Source organism: Microbacterium sp. NPDC086615, assembly GCF_040686055.1.
Classification (GTDB): Bacteria; Actinomycetota; Actinomycetes; order Actinomycetales; family Microbacteriaceae; genus Microbacterium.
In genome coordinates this window covers 59,550-79,110 of the sequence record NZ_JBFBJJ010000001.1, presented here as the reverse complement: position 1 = coordinate 79,110, position 19,561 = coordinate 59,550, and the positions used below count along the sequence as shown (strand labels likewise).

Annotated in this window: 13 protein-coding genes; 6 read left to right on the top strand and 7 right to left on the bottom strand. The window is 71.1% G+C overall.

Annotated features, from left to right (window positions below):
• Positions 1–44: 44 nt before the first annotated feature.
• From AB0O24_RS00355 to AB0O24_RS00345, 3 genes are all read right to left on the bottom strand, one after another.
• Complete coding sequence (locus tag AB0O24_RS00355; RefSeq protein WP_363371698.1) at positions 45–1,826, bottom strand: gamma-glutamyltransferase; 1,782 nt, start codon at positions 1,824–1,826, stop codon at positions 45–47.
• On the bottom strand, positions 1,823–3,280 hold the full coding sequence (locus tag AB0O24_RS00350; protein ID WP_363371695.1) for an aminopeptidase P family protein: 1,458 nt from the start codon (positions 3,278–3,280) through the stop codon (positions 1,823–1,825). Before AB0O24_RS00350 ends, AB0O24_RS00355 begins: the two co-directional genes overlap by 4 nt.
• An 89-nt stretch (positions 3,281–3,369) precedes the next feature.
• Entirely contained in the window at positions 3,370–4,392 is a 1,023-nt protein-coding gene (locus AB0O24_RS00345) for an endonuclease/exonuclease/phosphatase family protein (RefSeq protein ID WP_363371693.1), read from the bottom strand.
• A gap of 141 nt (positions 4,393–4,533) precedes the next feature.
• Here AB0O24_RS00345 and AB0O24_RS00340 point away from each other — a divergent pair, with 141 nt between their 5' ends.
• Positions 4,534–5,394 carry a PHP domain-containing protein gene (locus AB0O24_RS00340; RefSeq protein ID WP_363371690.1) on the top strand — a complete coding sequence of 287 codons (861 nt, stop codon included), beginning with the start codon at positions 4,534–4,536 and terminating at the stop codon, positions 5,392–5,394.
• 191 nt (positions 5,395–5,585) lie between these two features.
• Here the strand turns inward: AB0O24_RS00340 and AB0O24_RS00335 are convergent, their stop codons facing one another.
• Positions 5,586–7,052, bottom strand: coding sequence for a DEAD/DEAH box helicase (locus tag AB0O24_RS00335; RefSeq protein WP_363371688.1), 1,467 nt, complete (start codon positions 7,050–7,052; stop codon positions 5,586–5,588).
• A gap of 150 nt (positions 7,053–7,202) precedes the next feature.
• Here AB0O24_RS00335 and AB0O24_RS00330 point away from each other — a divergent pair, with 150 nt between their 5' ends.
• The gene (locus AB0O24_RS00330; RefSeq protein ID WP_058596627.1) at positions 7,203–7,919 is read left to right on the top strand and encodes a ferritin-like fold-containing protein; all 717 of its coding nucleotides are present in this window, start codon (positions 7,203–7,205) and stop codon (positions 7,917–7,919) included.
• A 54-nt stretch (positions 7,920–7,973) separates the two neighbouring features.
• Here the strand turns inward: AB0O24_RS00330 and AB0O24_RS00325 are convergent, their stop codons facing one another.
• Together AB0O24_RS00325 and AB0O24_RS00320 are read right to left on the bottom strand one after the other, a co-directional pair.
• Positions 7,974–8,261 carry a hypothetical protein gene (locus AB0O24_RS00325; protein ID WP_363371686.1) on the bottom strand — a complete coding sequence of 96 codons (288 nt, stop codon included), beginning with the start codon at positions 8,259–8,261 and terminating at the stop codon, positions 7,974–7,976.
• Between the two features lie 10 nt (positions 8,262–8,271).
• A complete protein-coding gene (locus AB0O24_RS00320; protein WP_058596625.1) occupies positions 8,272–8,496 on the bottom strand; it encodes a DUF3107 domain-containing protein in 225 nt (74 codons plus the stop codon).
• Positions 8,497–8,696: 200 nt separating this feature from the next.
• On the opposite strand from AB0O24_RS00320, the gene AB0O24_RS00315 reads away from it, so the two are divergent.
• Both AB0O24_RS00315 and AB0O24_RS00310 read left to right on the top strand, forming a co-directional pair.
• Positions 8,697–11,819, top strand: coding sequence for an ATP-dependent DNA helicase (locus AB0O24_RS00315; protein WP_363371683.1), 3,123 nt, complete (start codon positions 8,697–8,699; stop codon positions 11,817–11,819).
• Positions 11,816–15,103: an ATP-dependent DNA helicase gene (locus AB0O24_RS00310; RefSeq protein ID WP_363371681.1), complete on the top strand. Its 3,288-nt coding sequence runs from the start codon at positions 11,816–11,818 to the stop codon at positions 15,101–15,103. Before AB0O24_RS00315 ends, AB0O24_RS00310 begins: the two co-directional genes overlap by 4 nt.
• Positions 15,104–15,119: 16 nt before the next feature.
• Here AB0O24_RS00310 and AB0O24_RS00305 read toward each other — a convergent pair whose 3' ends face one another.
• Positions 15,120–16,547, bottom strand: coding sequence for an aminoglycoside phosphotransferase (locus AB0O24_RS00305; protein WP_363371678.1), 1,428 nt, complete (start codon positions 16,545–16,547; stop codon positions 15,120–15,122).
• 64 nt (positions 16,548–16,611) lie between these two features.
• Between AB0O24_RS00305 and nudC the strand changes: the two genes are divergently transcribed.
• Together nudC and AB0O24_RS00295 are read left to right on the top strand one after the other, a co-directional pair.
• Positions 16,612–17,538, top strand: coding sequence for an NAD(+) diphosphatase (gene nudC, locus AB0O24_RS00300; RefSeq protein ID WP_363371675.1), 927 nt, complete (start codon positions 16,612–16,614; stop codon positions 17,536–17,538).
• Positions 17,535–19,289 carry an ATP-dependent helicase gene (locus tag AB0O24_RS00295; protein WP_307385902.1) on the top strand — a complete coding sequence of 585 codons (1,755 nt, stop codon included), beginning with the start codon at positions 17,535–17,537 and terminating at the stop codon, positions 19,287–19,289. The genes nudC and AB0O24_RS00295 overlap by 4 nt, the downstream gene beginning before the upstream one ends.
• The last annotated feature ends 272 nt before the right edge of the window (positions 19,290–19,561 follow it).

Sequence of the window (19,561 nt, the reverse complement as noted above, 5' to 3'; positions counted from 1 at the left end):
CCCTGTGGACAGCTCGACGACGTTTCACCCGCCGCGCCGGACGGTCATCGTCCGGCGGCGTAGCCCTGCATCCCGCGAGGGTTGGCGGCTGCCCAGAGCAGTCCGCTCGCGTCCCGACCGACGGCACTCACCCGGCCCAACGCCCAGTCGCCGGCCACGGTCACCCGGTGGCCCCGGCGCTCGAGTTCCTCGATCACCGCGTCGCCGATCCGCCTCTCGGCCATCGCCCCCGCCGGAGTCCACGTGCGCGGCCAGAACGAGTCGGCGATCGCCGTCGTGTGCAGGGTGGGGGCGTCGATCGCCTGCTGCGGCGTGTATCCGCCGACGAGCATGCGCAGGAGAACCGGCAACTGCCACTGGTCCTGCTGGTCGCCACCCGGAGACCCGAGGGCGGTGACCTCGTCTCCCCGCGTGAGAAGGGTCGGCGTCAGAGTGGTTCGGGGCCGTCGCCGCGGGGTGAGCGAGGCGGGGTGACCTGGAACGAGCCAGGTCATCTGCAGGCGGGTACCGAGGCAGAACCCGAGTTCGGGGACGGTCGGAGATGACTGCAACCACCCGCCCGACGGCGTCGCCGAGACCGCGTTTCCCCAGCGGTCGATGACGTCGATGTGGCAGGTATCCCCGCGCGTCTGCCCTGAACGATCAACCGTGGGTTCACCCGTTGCTCCGGCGGCGACACCCGCTTCGGTCCGCAGAGGAGGAATCACCGGATGCCGTCCCTCGGGCGCCCCGGGACGGAACTCGCGCGACGCCTCGTCGCCGATCAGACCCCGCCGCTGCGTGACGTAGTCGTCCGCCAGCAGGGCAGCGGGGGAGACCGTTCCGTCGCCGTCGCCGAACCACGCATCGCGATCCGCGTAGGCGAGCTTCTGCGCCTCGAGGACGGTGTGCGCACCGAGCCCCGTGCCGATGTCGAGTGCGTCGTCGTCGAACGGCTCGAGGAGCTCGAGGGTCTGCAGCAGCGCGGGACCTTGCGTCCACACCCCCGGCTTGTAGACGTCCCACCCGCGGAAGCGAGCGGACACGGCGGCTTCGAAGTCGGCGCGCCAGTCACGGACGTCGTCGGCACTCAGGACACCGCGGTGCTCTCCGCCGTCGGAGTGCGCGTGCGGTCGGGAGAGGAACGCCGCGGCCGCGGGCAGGACGTCGCCGGCCCATCGGTCGCGAGCGGCGTCGATGCGCTCTTCCCGGGAGTCGCCCGAGCGACCAGCCTGGACGAGTGCCTCCAGGACGCCGGCGTACGCCGGGTTCCGCACGACGGTGTCCGGCGCGGGAGCCTCGCCGTTCGGCATCCATCGCGCGAGGGAAGAGGGCCAGTGATCGTGGAACAGCGCGGCGACGCGGCCGATCGTCATGGCCGCGCCCGCGACCAGAGGATGACCGTCGCGGGCGTAGCCGAGGGCGTAGGCGAGCACATCGGCGAGCTCCCACGTTCCGTGGTCGCGGAGCAGCAGGAGCCATGCGTCGACGGCACCGGGCACCGTCGCGGCGAGCCCGCCGGCGCCGGGGACGAGGTCGAGGCCGAGACCGGTCATGTGGGCGATCGTGGCGGCGGCGGGGGCCGGCCCCTGACCCATCAGGACGACGGGCTCAGGTGCCCCCGCGGGACGAACGAGCGCGACCAGGTCACCGCCGGGTCCGTTGAGATGAGGCTCGACGATGTGAAGCACGAAGGCGGCGGCGACGGCGGCATCGAACGCCGTGCCCCCGCGCTCGAGGACCGCCTGCGCGGTCGCCGTGGCGGTCCAGTGGGTGGATGCCGACATCCCGAACGTTCCCCGGAGGGTCGGGCGCGTGGTGAACGACGCCGGGGGAGTGAACGTCACCGCGACAGCCGAGCGATCCAGTCCTCGACCTCGTCGGCGGTCCGCGGGATACCGGCCGAGAGGTTGACGGGCCCGTCCGAGGTCATGACGATGTCGTCCTCGATGCGCACGCCGATACCGCGATACTCCTCGGGGACGGTGAGGTCGTCGATCTGGAAGTAGAGCCCGGGCTCGATGGTGAACACCATCCCCGGCTCGAGTAGACCGTCGTAGTACATCTCGCGACGAGCCTGAGCGCAGTCGTGTACGTCGATGCCGAGGTGATGGCTCGTGCCGTGGACCATGTAGCGGCGGTGCTGGCCGCCGGTGTCGGCATCCAGGGCCTCTTGCGCCGTGACGGGGAGCAGGCCCCACTCGGCCACGCGAGCCGCGATGACCTCCATCGCGGCTTCATGGACGCGGCGGAACGGCACACCGGGTCGCGCTGCCTCGAACGCCGCGTCGGCCGCTTCGCGAACCGCCTCGTACACCCGGCGCTGCACCTCGGTGAAGCGCCCCGAGACGGGGAGCGTGCGGGTGATGTCGGCGGTGTAGAGGCTGTCGACCTCGACGCCGGCGTCCACGAGGATGAGGTCCCCCGGCTTCACCGCGCCGTCGTTGCGTGTCCAGTGCAGGTAGCACGCGTGGGGGCCGGATGCCGCGATCGTGTCGTACCCGACCGCGTTGCCGTCGGCGCGGGCGCGCTGATGGAAGACCCCCTCGACGACGCGCTCCCCGCGGGGATGCTCGATGATGCGCGGGAGCTCCGCGACGATGTCGTCGAAGCCGCGAGCGGTGACCTCGACCGCGAGGGCCATCTCGGCGAGCTCGAACTCGTCTTTGACCAGACGGAGCTCGGACACGAAACGCGTCAGCTCGTCGTCCTCGCCGACCGTGCGGTCGGCGTCGGAGGCCACGAAATCGGAGACGTGCGCCGTCGCCAGACCCAGGTCGGCCGCGACGCCGTCGAGGGCCGGGCGTGGCCCGATCCAGAACTCGCCCACGGACGCATCGGCGTAGAACTCGGGGGTGGTGCGGTCGGCCCGCTCGCGGAAGTAGAGCACGACCTCGTGACCCTCGTCACGCGGCTCGAAGACGAGCACGGAATCAGGCTCGGCATCCGATGCCCACCCGGTCAAGTGGGCGAAGGCCGAGTGCGCGCGGAACGGGTAGTCGGTGTCGTTGCTGCGCTGCTTCAGTCCGCCGGCCGGGACCACGAGCCTCTGGCCGGGGAAGGCCGCAGAGACCTTCGCTCGACGGCGTGCCGCCCACGCCGCCTGCTCGCGCGGGCTCGGCAGCGAGTCCTCACGCTCGGCCCAGCCCGTCGAGATGGTCTCGAGGAAGCCCTTCGGGAACGGGGCCTTGCGGTTCGTCGTCGAGTTCGCGGGTGCGTCGGTCGCCTGCGGCTCCGCGGTGACGGGGGTGACGGACTGCTCGGAGGGGGCGATCGTGTCGCCGGTGGCGGGGGTGTCCATTCCTCCAGTTTCGCACCGCTCGCGGGCGTCCGCTCGGGCTGCGCCCAGCGTGTCCTCGGCGCCGGGTGCGCGGCATCCGGAATCGTCCGTCAGCCGGCGGTGCGTTCGAGCTGGACGACGAGCGGACGATGGTCACTGCCCGAACCGTCGAGGGTGCGCATGACGATCGAACCCGAGACGGTCCAGTCCGGCGTCGCCATGACGTGGTCGATCGGGGCGCCGAGCATCGCGGGGATGTCCGTCGGCCACGTGCCCACGCCGCCGTTGCCGCTTGCGGAGGTGGTGTCGCGACAGCGGCCGAGGGTGCCGCCGTCGACCCCGAGCCCGTTCATGTGGTCGATCGTCGCGTTGAAGTCGCCCGCGAGGATGACGTTGTCGCTCGCGCACTGGTCGGCGAGCCAGGTCAGATCCGAACGCCACTGCGTCATGTAGTCCTCGCGTGGGGCGACGGCGTGCGCCGCGACGATGATGGGACCGTCGCCGGAGACGGGCATCGCGACGGCGCTCGGGACGGTCGAGGTGTTGCTCGAGCCGTCGAGCGAGGAGTCGATCACGGAGTAGTCGCCGAGCTCCGGCCGGATGAGGACGGTGGTCGAGGTGGCGCCCCAGCCGGTGCCGCCGTACTCGGCGTGATGGGCCCACATGGGCCGGCCCATGTCGCGCATGAGCTCGGCGACGCGCGTGCCGGTGTCGATCGTCGTCTCGGGCAGCGTGACGACGTCGGCCTGCATGTCGACCGCGAACTGCGCGATGGACTCGGCCGAGGTCGCGGCACCCGCGGTGTTCCACGTCATGACGCGCAGACTCGTCGCGGTCTTGTCGGGGAGGGTCTCATCTCCCGTACCGCGTTGGACGATCATCAGGCCGTTCGCGGCCGCGGCCACGCCGAAGATCACCACCGAGGCGAGGGCGAGCGCGCGGAGCGGGCGGATGAGGGCGAACAGCAGCGCCAGCACGGCGGCCGCGGCGAGAGCGGCGCCCAGAGCGGCGCGGAAGGAGATGATCTGCGCGAGCGGGAAGGTGCGTTCAAGACCGAACACGCCGGGCCACGTGAGCACCGCGGCACCCGCAGCGAACACGAGCGCGACGATGACTCCGAACAGGCGACGCACGCGCTCGACCCTAGGCGAAGCGCCTGAGAGATCCACGGATGCCACGGCACCGGCGCATCGTTCGCGCCCGCGGTTTCGCCCGTGCATTCGCCCGCGTGGTCGCGCCCGGCCCGCAGCGCGGAGCCGCGCTAGGCTCGACGGGTGGAGCATGAGCGTCGATTCGAGGGGCCGAGCGACCTGCACCTCCACTCGACGCACTCCGACGGCACGGAGTCACCGGCTCTGGTCATGGCGGCCGCGCACCGGCACGGTCTGCGGACCGCGGCGCTCACGGATCACGACACCACGTCCGGATGGGCGGAGGCCGCCGATGCCGCCACCTCGCTCGGGATGACCTTCGTGCCGGGGATGGAGCTCTCGGCTCGTCATCGGTGGCGCAGCGTCCACGTGCTCGCCTACCTCGTCGACCCCGACGACGCGGACCTGCGGGCGATGACCGATCGCATCCGCTCGTCGCGTCTGGACCGCGCGCAGATCATGGCGGAGCGGATTTCGCGCGACTACGACATCGCGTGGGACGACATCGTCGCGCAGACGACGGATGGTGCGACGGTGGGCCGACCGCACATCGCGGATGCGCTCGTGGCCCGGGGAATCGTCGCCGATCGAACCGAGGCGTTCGCGGGCATCCTGCATCCCGCGAACGACTACTACGTCGCTCTGTACGCACCCGACCCGGTGACCGCCGTCGAACTGGTGGTCGCCGCGGGCGGGGTGCCGATCGTCGCGCACCCGGCCGGTCGTTCACTGCTGCCCGACAGCGTCACCGCGGCGATGCTCGACGCCGGACTCGCCGGGTTCGAGCTCGCCCATCGCGAGAACCTCCCCGAACCGACCGCGCTGCTGGCCGAGCTCGCCACCGAGCGCGATCTGATCGTGACCGGCTCGAGCGACTACCACGGCCTCGGCAAGCCGAACGTCCCGGGGGAGAACACCACCTCCGACGAGATGGTCGCGCGCATCTTCGCGCTCGGTCGCGGCACGGCGCCGGTCTTCCCGTAGCCGTCGAGGTTTGGCCGGCCCGGCTCACGCATAAACGCCGTTCACTCACGGAAACGCGTGGAGCACGTGTTTCTGTGAGTGGATCGCGTTTATGGGTGCATGGCGGGGCGCCTGCGGCGCGGCGGGCGGATGCCAGGGGCCGGGCACGCGAACGGCGCCGGTTCGTGAGGGACCGGCGCCGTGTCGGGGCGTCAGGCGACGGGGGCGGACGGAGCGCCGGAGCTCCCGCCGCCGCTGCGGCGGCGACGGCGGCGGCGCGGAGCCGCGTTGCCGTCGTGGTGCTCCTTGCCAGCACCGTCGTGCGTGCCGGCTCCGCCGTCGGCGCGCGACACACCCTCGGAGTCGGAACCCGCAGCGGCAGCCGTTGCGCCGGACGATCCGCCGCGACGGCGGCGACGACGCGGAGCGCGTTCGCCCTCGGCATCCGGAGTGTCGTTCTTCTTCTCGGCCCTCGGGGCGACGGCCTTGGGAGCCGTCACGAGGCGACCCTTCGTGCCCTCGGGGATGTTGAGGTCGGTGTAAAGGTGCGGGCTCGACGAGTAGGTCTCGGTGGGCTCGGGCTGACCGAACTCGAGCGCGCGGTTGATGAGCGCCCACTTGTGCACGTCGTCCCAGTCGACGAAGGTCACGGCGATGCCGGTGCGGCCCGCGCGGCCGGTGCGGCCGGCGCGGTGCAGGTAGGTCTTCTCGTCGTCGGGGATCGTGTGGTTGATCACGTGGGTGACGTCGTTGACGTCGATGCCGCGGGCGGCGACGTCCGTGGCGATGAGCACGTCTTTCTTGCCCGCCTTGAACGCGGCCATCGAGCGCTCCCGAGCCTCTTGGCTCATGTCGCCGTGGACGGCCGCGGCGTTGAAGCCGCGGTCGCCGAGCTCATCGACGAGCTTCTGTGCGGCGCGCTTCGTGCGCGTGAAGATGACGGCCTTCTCGCGCCCCTCGGACTGCAGGATGCGGGCGATGACCTCGTCCTTGTCGAGCGAGTGCGCGCGGTACACAAGGTGCTTGATGTTCGCTTGCGTGAGGCCCTCGTCGGGGTCGTTGGCGCGCATGTGGATGGGGTTCGACATGAAGCGGCGGGCGAGCGCCACGATCGGACCCGGCATGGTGGCCGAGAAGAGCTGCGTGTGACGCACGGCCGGAACCTTGGAGAAGATCTTCTCGATGTCCGCGAGGAAGCCGAGGTCGAGCATCTTGTCGGCCTCGTCGAGGACGACCTCGGTCGCGTGCGAGAGGTCGAGCAGGCGCTGGTTGGCGAGGTCGATGAGGCGGCCCGGGGTGCCGACGACGATCTGCGCGCCGGCCTTGAGCTGGTCGATCTGGCCCTCGTACGCCTTGCCGCCGTAGATCGCCACGACGCTGGTGGGGCGGTTCGAGGTGAGCATGTCCATGTCTTCGAAGACCTGGACGGCCAGCTCACGCGTCGGGACCACGATCAGCGCCTTGACACCGGGCTCGGGGTTCGGCCCGAGGCGCTGGACGACCGGGATGCCGAATCCGAACGTCTTGCCCGTACCGGTCTTGGCCTGACCGATGATGTCCTGGCCGGGGAGGCCGAGGGGGATCGTCTGCTCCTGGATCGGGAAGGCCTCGGTGATGCCTTTGGATGCCAGGGCATCGACGATGTCCTGATCGACGCCGAGGTCGGCGAATGTCGTCATGAGCGTGCCTGTTCCGGCGGTGAGAAACCGCCTGGGGAGTCGGATCCACGCCCTCCACTCGTCCACAGGCGCGGGGCCCCGATCCATCGCCGGGGCGTGTCCACTCTACCCAACAGTGTTTCGCACGCCCCCGACGCCTAGGCTGTAGGCGTGTTCGAGTGGTTCCGTCGTCGTCAGCGCCCGGTCGGTCGAACGCTGCAATTGCGCTCGCGCGGAGACCTCGGCGAGGCCCTGCGCGTCGATTTCGCGGAGCTCGCTCCCGAGATCGAGACCTTCCTCGGACAGGCCGCGTACCTGCAGCTCGGGTTCTTCGAGACGCTCAGCGAGCTCATCGCGCTCACGCCGGAGCTCGCCGAGAAGGAGTCGCTCTCGCGTGCAGCCGGCGCGGCGCTGATCAAGCATCAGGAGCTCGTGGGGCTGATCCGCGAGCGGGGAGCCGACCCGACGCAGCTCATGCTGCCGTTCCGCGAGTCGCTCGACGCCTTCCGGCGCAACACGCACGGGGTGCGTCCGCAGGAGACGATGCTCTCGGTCCACATCACGGCCGGCATGCTCGACGACTTCTACCTCGCGCTGTCATCGAGCTACGGCGACACCGGCCGCCGCGTCGCGCGCATCTTGCAGGCGGACGACGACCGGCAGGCCATCGTGGACATCCTCGGCGCGGCGATCGAGAGCGACGAAGAGTGGCGCTGGCTGCTCGCGCTCTGGGGGCGGCGCCTGGTGGGGGACACCTTGCTCGTCGCGCGGGCGGCGCTGCGGCATCCGCGACTCGACCGGGCCGAAGAAGCGAAGGTCGAACCCGTGTTCACCGAGCTCATGGGCGCCCACGCGCGACGAATGGATGCCATGGGCCTGGCGGCCTGAGGCGGGGAGATCCGGCTTCGGTCGACGTTTCGAGAAGACGCCTGCGACGCCGAGTCAGATGCCCAGGCGGGCGCGATCGGCGTCGTCGCGCCGAAGGCGGATGCGAGACACCAACGGCACGAGCACGATGGTCGTCAGCACGGGTGCCGCGATCGCGGCGAGCCACAGGATCGGTGACTCGACGGTGAGCCCCGCCCATGTGAGCGCGGTCCACGTCACACCCGATGCCGCCGCACCCGCGAGGGGCGCCAGGGCGACACCCCGCACGTCGCGGTGCGGCAGCGCGAAGTGGACGCCGAGGCCGACGACCGCTCCGATGATCAGGCCGAGGAGGATCTGCATGCGGCGGGTGTCAGGCGACGAAGCCCACGCGGCGGGACTCTTCGGTGCCCAGCTCGACGAAAGCGAGGTTCGCGGTCGGCACGATGTAGGAGTTGCCCTTGACATCGGTGAACGTCACGTGGCTCGCGGAGCTGTCGAGGGCGGAAGCGACCGACGACTTCACGACATCGGAGCTCTCGTTGGTCTCGAAGCTCAGCTCGCGGCCGGTGTTGGTGATGCCGATGCGGATCTCCACGATGCGTCCTTTCCACCCGGGTCGCGGTCGGCCCGGCGTGCTCTTCGACTCTAGGGCAGCCCTCCGACAGGGAGCCGCGCCCGAGGCGTCGCTTCGCGGACGGCGAACGCACGCTCGTGAAGACGCGGGGTGCGGGCGTGCGACCCGGTCCGGAGCGTGGGGGAAAGTCGATGTCGGAAGCCGCGGCTAGCGTGGAAGACATGCTCGATCGCGACACCTCGCCGCCCGTCCTCGACCGGGATCAGCGTGAGGTCGTCGAATGGGACGCCGCGCGGAGCGGGGTCGTCGTCGGTGCGCCCGGATCGGGCAAGACCTCGACGCTCGTCGCGCGCGTGCGGCACCTCGTGGAATCCGGGGTGGATCCGGATCACATCCTCGTCTTGACGCCGACACGGCCCGCAGCGACGGCGCTGCGTGACCCCCTCGCCCTCGCGGTAGGGCGAGCGACTTCGGGAGCGCTGGCGCGCTCGCTGGCCTCGTTCGCGTTCCAGCTGGTGCGCGGAGCAGAGGTGCGCCGGGGCGATGAGCCGCCGCAGTTGCTGACCGGCGGAGACGAAGACCAGATCGTGAAAGACCTGCTCGACGGCGACGCCGCAGACGAGGCCGAGGGCTTCTCGCGCTGGCCGGACTGGCTCGGACCCGCGATCCGGGCGACCCGCGGCTTCCGCGGCGACCTCCGTGCCTTCCTCGCGGAGTGCACCAATCTCGGTCTCAGCCCCGACGACCTGTCGGCCCTGGCCGCGCATCACGACGTGGAGGTGTGGGAGTCGTTGGCCTCGTTCACGCGTGAGTATCGCCATGTCCGGCGACGGATGCGCGGTGCGCACCGGGACGCCGCGGATCTCGCGCGCGAAGCCGTCGGCATCCTGAGCGAGGCGGTGCGCGATCGCGAGATGCTGGGGCGGTTCGCGGCGCTCCGATGCATTCTCGTGGACGATGCACAGGAGCTCACCAGCGGCGGGGTCGACCTCCTGCGGGTGTGCCGTGCGCTCGGGATCGGCGTGGTCGCGTTCGGCGATCCCGATGTCGGTTCGGGAGCGTTCCGCGGCGCGACGCCCGAGAACTTCGCGCGGCTCACCCGGGAGCTGGGAGACCTCGCGACGCTCGGGACGGTGCACAGGGGAACCCCCGAACAGGTCGATCTCGTGCGAACGGTGGCCGCGCGCATCGGTGCCGCGGGCATCGTGGCGCACCGGCGCGCCCCTGATGGTGCTGCGCCCACCGGCTCCGTCCGCACATTCCTCCTGCGGTCCCCGGCTGAAGAGGCCGACGCGATCGCGCGCCTCCTTCGTGAACGTCATGTGCTCGGCGGAGTGCCGTGGGGGGCGTGCGCCGTGATCGCCCACGATTCGCGGCAGGTCGCCGCACTCGAAGCAGAACTCGCCGCTCGAGAGGTGCCGGCACGGTCGAGCGGCCCGGGCGTCGCTCTCGGCGCCCAGCGGCCCGTACGCGATCTCGTCGCACTCGTCGAGCTGGGTGCGGCGGACCCCCTCGACTGGTCGCCGGAGTCGATCGGCGATGCGCTGCTCGGGACCTTCGGCGGCTTCGACCCCATCGAACTCCGTCGACTGCGCACCGAACTCCGGCACCGGGAGCTGCAGAAGGGCGGTACCCGCTCGGCGGGCGAGGTTCTCGCGTCGGGCCTTCGGCATCCCCTCGAGTTCGCGTCGATCGACTCGCGAGAGGCGCGCCGGGCGGCCCGGCTCGCGGAGACGCTCGCGGTCCTGCGGAGACAGTCGGCGGAGCACGCGACGGCGCACGAGCTGCTGTGGACGGCGTGGGAGCGCAGTGGGCTCGCGCGCTCGTGGCGCGAGACGGCGCGCGGGCAGGGGCCGCTCGCGGAGCAGGCGGATCGCGACCTGGACGCGGTGGTGGCGCTGTTCCAAGCGGCGAAACGCTTCACCGAACGCGAACCCGACGGAGAAGCGGCCGTCTTCCTCCGGGCGATCCTCGACAGCGACGTCGCCGAAGACCGCATCGAGCAGCCCGCGGTGATCGACGCCGTGCGCGTCCTCACGCCCGCGGCCGCCGCGGGAACCGCGTTCGACACCGTGATCGTGGCCGGCGTGCAGGACGGGATCTGGCCGAACACGCGTTTGCGTGGCGGACTGCTGGAGACGTGGCGTCTCGCCGAAGCGGTGCAGTTCCCCGACCTGCCCGCGGCGGGCATGCTCGACCGCCGTCGGTCGGCGATGCACGACGAACTGCGGCTGTTCGTCCGCGCGATCTCCCGCGCCGGGACCCAGCTCATCGTGACCGCCGTCGACGACGACGACACCGGGCCGAGCGTGTTGTTCGAGATGCTGCCCACGCCGGAGCCGGCATCCGCGATCCCCGAGCATCCGCTGTCGCTGCGGGGACTCGTCGCCCGGCACCGTCGGGCGCTGACCGTGCCTCGCGTCCCGGCCGCGGAACGTCGCCACGCCGCCGGTCAGCTCGCGCTGCTCGCCGCCGCCGATGTCGCGGGGGCCGCGCCGGAACAGTGGTACGGCGTCGCCGCGCCCACCTCGACGGCACCCCTGCGAGACCTCACGCGCGAAGACGTGCGCGTTTCGCCCTCGCGGCTGCACACGCTCGAAGAGTGCGAGCTGAACTGGGTGATCGCCGACCTCGGCGGTGACCGCAGCGGCACGACGGCGGGCATCGGCACGATCATCCACGCGGCCCTCGAGACGGCGGCATCCACGTCCGAGGACGATCTCTGGGCGGTGGTCGAGGAGCGGTGGGGAGAGCTGGTCTTCGATGCCGCCTGGCGGGAGCGCGCCGAGCGGACGCGCGCACGCGACCTCGTCAGGCGCCTTGCGACGTATCTTCGTCGCTTCGACGATGCCGGGGGTCGGCTCATCGGCGCGGAGCGCCACTTCGAGGTTCCGATTCCGATCGACGATGCGGGTGTACACGGTGCGGTGGTCAGTGGCGATATCGACCGTGTCGAGGTGTCAGCGTCCGGACAGGTGGTGATCGTCGACCTCAAGACGGGGAAGAACGAACCGCAGACGGATGCCAAGGTCGCCGACAACCCGCAGCTGGCGGCGTACCAGTTGGCGTTCGCCTCGGGGGCGATCGAGAACACCGAAGGTCTGGCGCCCGGAGGTGCGAAACTCCTCGTCCTGCGACCCAGTGCGGTCACGAAGGACTACGCCGAGCCGCTTCAGCCGCCATTCGACGACCAGGCGCGCACCGCGTTCGTCGAGCGGGTGCAGAGGGCGGTCGGCGTGATGAGGGGCGGAACGTTCGCCGCTCCCTACGAGGTCCACTGCCGCGATGAATTCTCGTACGGACTCTGCCGCATCCACACGGTGTCGGCGGTGAGCGCCTCGTGAGCCCGACACTCTCCGCAGCGACGATCGCCGCGGCGCTGGGTCAGTTTCCGCCCACGCCCGAGCAGACCGCCGTCATCGAATCGCCGTTGGCCCCGGCGCTCGTCGTGGCCGGAGCGGGAAGCGGAAAGACCGAGACGATGGCGGGGCGCGTCGTCTGGCTGGTCGCCAACGGCATCGTCCGTCGTGACGAAGTGCTCGGCCTGACCTTCACGCGCAAGGCGGCGGGCGAACTGGCCGAACGCATCCAACGGCGCCTCCAGAGGCTCTCGGAGTTCGAGACGCGCGGTCTTCTGCCCCTGCTGCCGCACCTGCATGCCGCCGGGCGCCTCGCGGTCTTCGCCGAGCTCGCCTCTCGGGACGGAGCGCGGGGCGACGCGGCGCGACGCGAGGTCCTCGATGCCCTCGCCGACGAGTTCGCGGCACCCGCCACGGGCGACGGCGACGGCGACCAGCTGCTGCACCGTCCGACCGTCTCGACCTACAACAGCTTCGCCGATTCTCTCGTTCGCGAGCACGGGCTGCGGATCGGGCGCGACGCCGAGTCCGCGATCCTCTCCGAGTCCGCGGCGTGGCTTCTGATGCGACGAGTGGTCTTCATGTCCGACGACCCGCGACTCGAGGAGCGGCAGGAGTCGCCCCGCACCCTGATCGACGCCGCGCTACGCATCGCGCGCGACGGAGTGGACAACCTCGTCGACCTCGAACGCCTCGCCGCCTTCCCCGATGAGTTCGGCCGTATCGTCGAGCGACCCTCCACTTCGGCGCGTGTCACCGTCTACAAAGACGTCGCCGACGCGGCCGCGCGCGTGTCCGCGCTCGGTCTGCTCGCGACCCTCGCCGCGGACTACGACCGAGAGAAGACCCGGCTGGGTGTCATGGACTTCGCCGATCAAGTGGCCGGTGCGCTGCGGATCGTCCGAGAGCACCCCGCCGTCGTGTCCGAACTGCGGTCGCGTTACCGCGTCGTTCTCCTCGACGAGTACCAGGACACGTCGGTCGTCCAGACAGATCTGCTCTCGACCCTCTTCGCGGGCACGGGCGTGATGGCCGTCGGCGACCCCCATCAGGCGATCTATGCGTGGCGTGGCGCGAGCGCCGGCAACCTGGGCGGATTCCCCGCCGCGTTCTCTCCGGACGGGGGATGCCGACACTTCTCGCTGCTGACCAGTTGGCGCAACAGCGCGCGCGTCCTCGACGTCGCCAACGCCGTCCTCGCTCCGCTCGCGGACCGATCGCCCATCGCGGTCGAGGCGCTCCGTGCGCGCCCGGGTGCGCCGGACGGCCTGGTCGAACTCGTCTTCGAGAACGATCTCGACACCGAGGCGGATCGCGTCGCGTCGTGGTTCGCCGGCGTGCGCGCTGCCCGACAGGCTCAGAATCTCGGCACGACCGGAGCAATCCTGTTCCGCAGCAAGAAGCACATGGTGCGTTTCGGCGACGCGCTCGGACGCCGTGGCATCCCGCACCGGATCCTCGGGCTCGGCGGCCTGCTGACGACGCCCGAGGTCGTCGACGTCGTGTCCGCCCTGCGCGTGATCAGCGACCCCGAGGCGGGTTCCGCGCTGATCCGCCTGTTGTCCGGACCGCGGTGGGCGGTGGGCCTGGCGGACCTGCGTGCGCTCGCCCAGCTCGCCCGGCGTCTCGCGACGCACGACGTCGCTCTGCGTCCGCTCGAGCGCGATGTCGTCGAGCGGCTGCGAGCCACGCCCGGTGGAGACAGCGCATCTCTCGTCGATGCGCTCGACTTCATCGCCCGGCAGAGTGACGATCACGGTTGGCTCTCCGACATCACGCCCGAAGGGCGGTCGCGTCTGCGCGAGGCCGGGGCGGTCTTCGCGGGCCTGCGGCGAAGCATCGGCGCCCCCATTCCCGAAATCATCCGCTTGATCGAAGCCGAACTCCGTCTCGACATCGAGCTCGCCGCCAACGAATCGCGCGGACCCGCGCGCATCGCCTCGGCGCAGTTGCGCGCGTTCGTCGACGAGATCCGCGGGTTCCTCGCCGCCGACGAGTCCGGTTCGGTGACGAGCCTCTTGGCCTGGCTCGACCACGCCGAACAGGCGGACGAGTTCGCGCCGCGCACCGAGCCGCCCGAAGACGACGTGGTCCAGCTCCTGACCATCCACGGGTCCAAGGGGCTGGAGTGGGATGCCGTCGCGGTCGTGCGTCTGGTCACGGACGAGCTTCCCTCGCTGCCGCGCGACACCAAGGGGTGGTTGGGGTTCGGCATCCTGCCCTCCGACTTCCGCGGCGATGCGGCGTGGCTGCCCGTTCTCGGGTGGAGGGGTGCCGAAACACAACAGGAGCTGAAGGCGGCCATCGACGACTTCGTCGCGGCGAATCGCGCTCGTCAGCTCGACGAGGACCGTCGTCTGGCCTACGTCGCCTTCACTCGCGCGCGCGATCACCTGCTGCTGTCGGGGTCCACGTGGTCGGGCACGAAGAAGCCGCGCCGGCCGAGCGTGTTCCTCGACGAGGCCGCGGAGGCCCTGGAGCTCGATCTCTCGGTGGACGACGCGGGAGAAGACCCGTACGACGGGGAGCGGCGCCTGCTTCACTGGCCGCTCGACCCCCTCGGGTCTCGGCGCACGGCCGTGACGGCCGCGGCTGCGGACGTCGCAGCAGCGCGTAGCGCGGCGCCGGCAGAGCCGGATGCGGACCTCGCCCTACTCCTCGCCGAGCGCGCCGCGCGCTTGCAGCCGCTCCACGCCCCGGCGCCGACGCGTATCCCGGCGTCGCGATTCAAGGACTTCGTCGCCGACTACGGCGCGGCCGTCGACGAGGTCCGACGGCCGATGCCCGAGCGTCCGTACCGGCAGACGCGTCTCGGAACGCTGTTTCACGCCTGGGTCGAGCAGCGCTCAGGACTCGTGGGTGCCGGCCTCGGCCTGGACGACGGAGCCCTGTGGGATGACGACGAGTTCGGAGCGTCCGCCGCCGATGCGGCGGAACTCGCGCGGTTGCGCGAGTGTTTCGAACGGTCCGAGTGGGCGACCCTGCAGCCCCTCGAGGTCGAGACGGAGATCGACTTCGTCACGCGGCGCCTCGACGGCCGCGAACACGTCGTGATCTGCAAGCTCGACGCGGTCTACCGACGCGGCGACCGCTACGAGATCGTCGACTGGAAGACGGGGAAGCCGCCGGCCACGGCTGAGGACCGGCGGTCCCGCATGGTCCAGCTCGAGCTCTATCGGGAGGCGTATCACGCGAAGCACGGCATTCCATTCGATGCCATCGACGTCGTGCTGTTCTACGTCGGAGACGAGCTGGTCCTCCGCGGGTGATCTGCGCGCGATGCGCTCAGACGTTGTCGCCCGTCACGCCCCAGCGACGCAGGGCCGCGCGGCTCGCGCGCGCGGCGTCTTCCTCGTCGTCGTGTGCCACGGCGTCGTCCGCGGCGGCGGCGTCAGCGCCGTCAGCAGCCGCGGCGTCGCCGCGAACGTCGAGTCCAGGGGCGTCCTTGGCCGAAGACTCGGCGTCCGACCGGTCCGTGCGCCACGGCGCGTCGGTCCACCCGTCGAGGTCGATCGGCGCGGTCGGACCGGGTTCCTCGCTGAGGGCCGGGGGCAGATCCACGGCGTCGGACGGGGCCGTCGCCCGGGGGAAGTCATCGTCTGCCAGAGCGGCGGCGAGACCGGCGGCCGCCGCCTCGCGGTCCCGCTCCGCGGAGAGGTAGAGCGAGAGAGCCTCGGGATCGTACGCGTCGGTCTGCATCGACGTGTCGACGCCCCCGATCACCGCCGGGGGGACCTTCTCGACGAGGGCGAGCGCGTCGTCGATGTCCGTGCGCGAGTCGGCCACGATGTGGTCGCCGCGGACGCCCTCGACCAACGCCTCCAGGAGGGCGACGGCGTCCGACACGACCGCCGCGTCGCCGGCGTCGTACCCGTGGACGAGCCAGCGCGCGAACTCGAGCTCGGCGTACAGGCGCGCTCTCTCGCGAAGAAGGGCGTCGGGGGAGCGGTCACCGGCGGCGGTGTAGCCGGCGAAGACATCGTCGGCGGCGAGGGGGGCGGATGCCAGCCACCGCAGGTCGACGGCGGGATCGCCGACGCTCAGCCCCGACCACTCGAGCACGCCGGTCACGTGCGGAATCTCGTCGTCGTCGTCTTTCAGCAGCACGGAGGAGCTCGTCCCACCCCCCAGGACCACGGCCGATTCGAAGCGCCACAGCTCGTCTTCGCGGAGCGCCTGCCGCCATCGCAGCATGAGACCGTCGGGAACGCGGTCCGTACCGTCGGCGCGGTCGAGCAGGCGGGCCGTGTCGTCGCGCACCTGCTCGGGGGAGCGGACCGGAAGGCCGTCGGTGCGGACGATCGAAACGGGGAGCGCGTGAACGGCCGCGAACGCGCCGCCGATGGCCGGAGCGTAACCAGGACCCTTGGGCAGGTGCGCGGGGTCGATGCGATAGCCCTCGAGGTGGGTCGTGACGAGGACGCGGTCGATGCCGGATCCGTTCTCGCCGAGCACTTCGGGAACGGCGAAGGGGAGGAGGGCCCGCACCCCGGGGGTCAGCGCGTGCAGCGCGCGAGACTCGGCGGCGAGGTCCGACGCGAACTCCTCCGCGGAGGGGCGGCGCACGACAGCGGTCCGTCCGTCGTCGAGGTGGACGAGCGCGGCGTCGAAGCGGCCCGCGGCGTTCTCGGTGAGCGCTCCGACGCGCGTCACGCCGATCCGGGGGAGGGCCGCCGTCACCGACGCGGCTAGAGTGAGGGGCGAGCGGGCCATGCACCCAGGGTAGGTCGCGTGCTCGCTCCTTCCCCTTGCGCCACGCCCTTGAGAGAGGTGTTCGATGCCGCTGCCCGTTCCGGTGCCGCCCGATTCCCCGTCTCCCGCTCGATGGCCGGGCGGCGCGCTCGACAGGCGCGGAGACGAGCGCACCGCCGAGGATCTCCTGTCGCGCGAGCGCTCGGCATCCGGAACCCGTGTCCTGGCCGTGCGGGCAGACGCGACGCCCGTCGACGACGGGCGTCTGGCGCTGCTCCGCACCGATGAGGTCGGGCAGGCGATCGAGTGGGCCTTTCTGGGGCGCGACGGGAACGATGACGCCCTCCTTCTCGCCGTCATCGATGACGACGACGACCTGCACCTCTCCCCGTCCGTCGAGTGGGGCAGACTCCGCAGCGTCGGGGGCGATCTGCCCGCGGACGAGTCGGAGATCTTCGCCACCGCGGTCGCCCTCGCCGGGTGGCTGCGCGACGCGCCGTTCTGCCCGGCGTGCGGAACGCGCACCGAGCTTCGTCATGCCGGGTGGTCGCGTCACTGTCCTCGCTGCGGACGGGAACACTTCCCGCGCACCGACCCCGCGGTGATCGTGCTGCTCTCGTCGGCGACCGATCCCGACCGGATCCTCCTCGGCGCGAATGCCGCGTGGGGCGGGGGTCGATACTCGTGTTTCGCCGGGTTCGCTGAAGCCGGTGAGTCACTGGAGGACGCGGTCGCGCGCGAGATCCTCGAGGAGGCCGGAGTACGCCTGCAGGACGTTCAGTACCGCGGCTCGCAGGTGTGGCCGTACCCGCGCTCGCTCATGCTCGGCTTCCGTGCCCGCATCCTCGACGACACCGAGGTCCGCGCCGACGGCGAGGAGATCGTCGAGGTCCGCTGGTTCGATCGGGAGCAGATCGGCGCGGCGCTGAGGGGGGAGGATGCCGTGCAGTTGCCCGGAACCTCTTCCATCGCCCGTCGGTTGATCGAGGACTGGTACGGGGGCGCCGCGTGACCTCCGACGCGCTGGACGGACTCGACGAGCACCAGCTGGAGGCGGCACGCGCTCTCCGCGGGCCGGTGTGCGTGCTGGCCGGGGCGGGAACCGGAAAGACTCGCGTGATCACGCGTCGCATCGCCCACGGTGTCGACACGGGTGCCTATTCGCCGCAGCGAGTGATGGCCGTCACCTTCACGGCGAAGGCCGCCGGTGAGATGCGCGGACGACTGCGAGCCCTGGGGGTCAACGGGGTGTCCGCTCGCACCTTCCACGCCGCCGCTCTCGCTCAGGTGAACTACTTCTGGCCGACGCTGGCCGCCGATCAGGCACCGTCGATCATCGACAACAAGGTGCGTATGCTCGCTCACGCCGCGGACGGCATCGGGCTCGCGCCCGACACCGCGACCCTGCGCGATGTGGCCGCTCAGATCGAGTGGCGCAAAGTGACGATGCGGTCCATCGAGCAGTACGCCGCGGCGCGTCCCGATGGGGTCGGACGACTGCGCGTGGAGCAGGTCGTCGACCTTCAGCGGGCGTACGAGAAGTTGAAGGACGAGCGCCGGCAGATGGACTTCGAGGATGTCCTCCTCACCTGCGCCGGCATGATCGAGGCGGAACCCCGTGTGGCCGCGGCGGTTCACGAGCAGTATCGACACTTCACCGTCGATGAGTTCCAGGACGTCTCGCCCCTGCAGAACCGTCTGCTCGAACTCTGGCTCGGCGATCGACGTGATCTGTGCGTCGTCGGTGACGCGAGCCAGACGATCTACTCGTTCACCGGGGCCGACGCCCGCTACCTCCTCGAGTTCGACCGGACGTACGACGACGCTCGTGTCGTCCGGCTCGAGCGCAACTACCGCTCCACCAGCGCGGTGCTCGCGGTGGCGAACGACCTCATGCGCGGCCGTGCCGGTGCGCTCGAGCTCGTCGCGGCGCACGACGGCGACGCCCCTGTCCCCGCGGTGTTCGCGTATGAGGATGACGAAGCCGAGGCCGCCGGGATCGCCGCCGAGGTCGCCGGGATCATCGCCGCCGGTGCCGATCCCGACAGCATCGCGATCCTCTATCGCTCGCACGCGCAGTCCGCGGTCGTCTTGAACGCTCTTTCGTCTCGTGGGATTGCGGCCACGGTGCTCGGCGGCCGCAAGTTCTTCGACATGCCGGAGGTGCGGCAGGCCTTGATGGCGCTGCGCGCCGCTTCCGTCGCTCCCGTGGAGACGGGCTTCCTGGCGACGGTCCGCGACGTCCTGCGCGGGGTCGGTCTGACGGACGATCCGCCGCAGGCGGGTGGGGCGCTCCGCGACGGCTGGGAGGCCCGCGCGGCGCTGCTACGTCTCGCGGAGGAAGCGGCTCCCGGCACCGACCTTCGTTCGTTCACCGATGATCTGCAGGCGCGGGCGCGCGACCAGCACGAGCCCGCGACGCGCACCGTCACCCTTTCGACCCTGCACGCGGCGAAGGGACTCGAATGGGAGCACGTCTTCCTCATCGGCGTGAGCGAGGGCCTTCTCCCGATTTCGTATGCCACCACGTTCGAAGCCGTCGACGAGGAGCGTCGTCTCGCGTACGTCGGTGTCACGAGAGCGGCGCGATCGCTGACGGTGAGCTGGGCTCGAGGTCGTGGCCGGGCGGATCGGGAGCCGTCGCGTTTCCTTCGAGAGATCGGCACCGGCAGTCTGCGCTCGGCCGATGGTCTTCCCAGACACGCCGGAGCGAGTCGACGCGCAGGCGCAGCGAGCGGGACGGGACGGCAGGCCGCGCGCTGAGCAGGTGCCGAGCGGCGCGTCCTGCCTCCGCGGCCAGAGCGACATCGGCGGTCGCGCACGGGCGGGCGAGCAGTTGCGCCGCGAGAAGCGGCCATGACCCGTCGAGGCGCTGTGCCGTGGCATCCAGACACGACAAGCACGCCGTGCGTCCGGGGTGGACGACCGGACCGATGGTCGCGCTGGCTCCGTCGAGAACCAGGGGCAGGTGCACGACACCCTCGCGGAGGAGGGCTGATGCCCGGCGAGGATCCACGCGATGCGCCGCGAGGAGC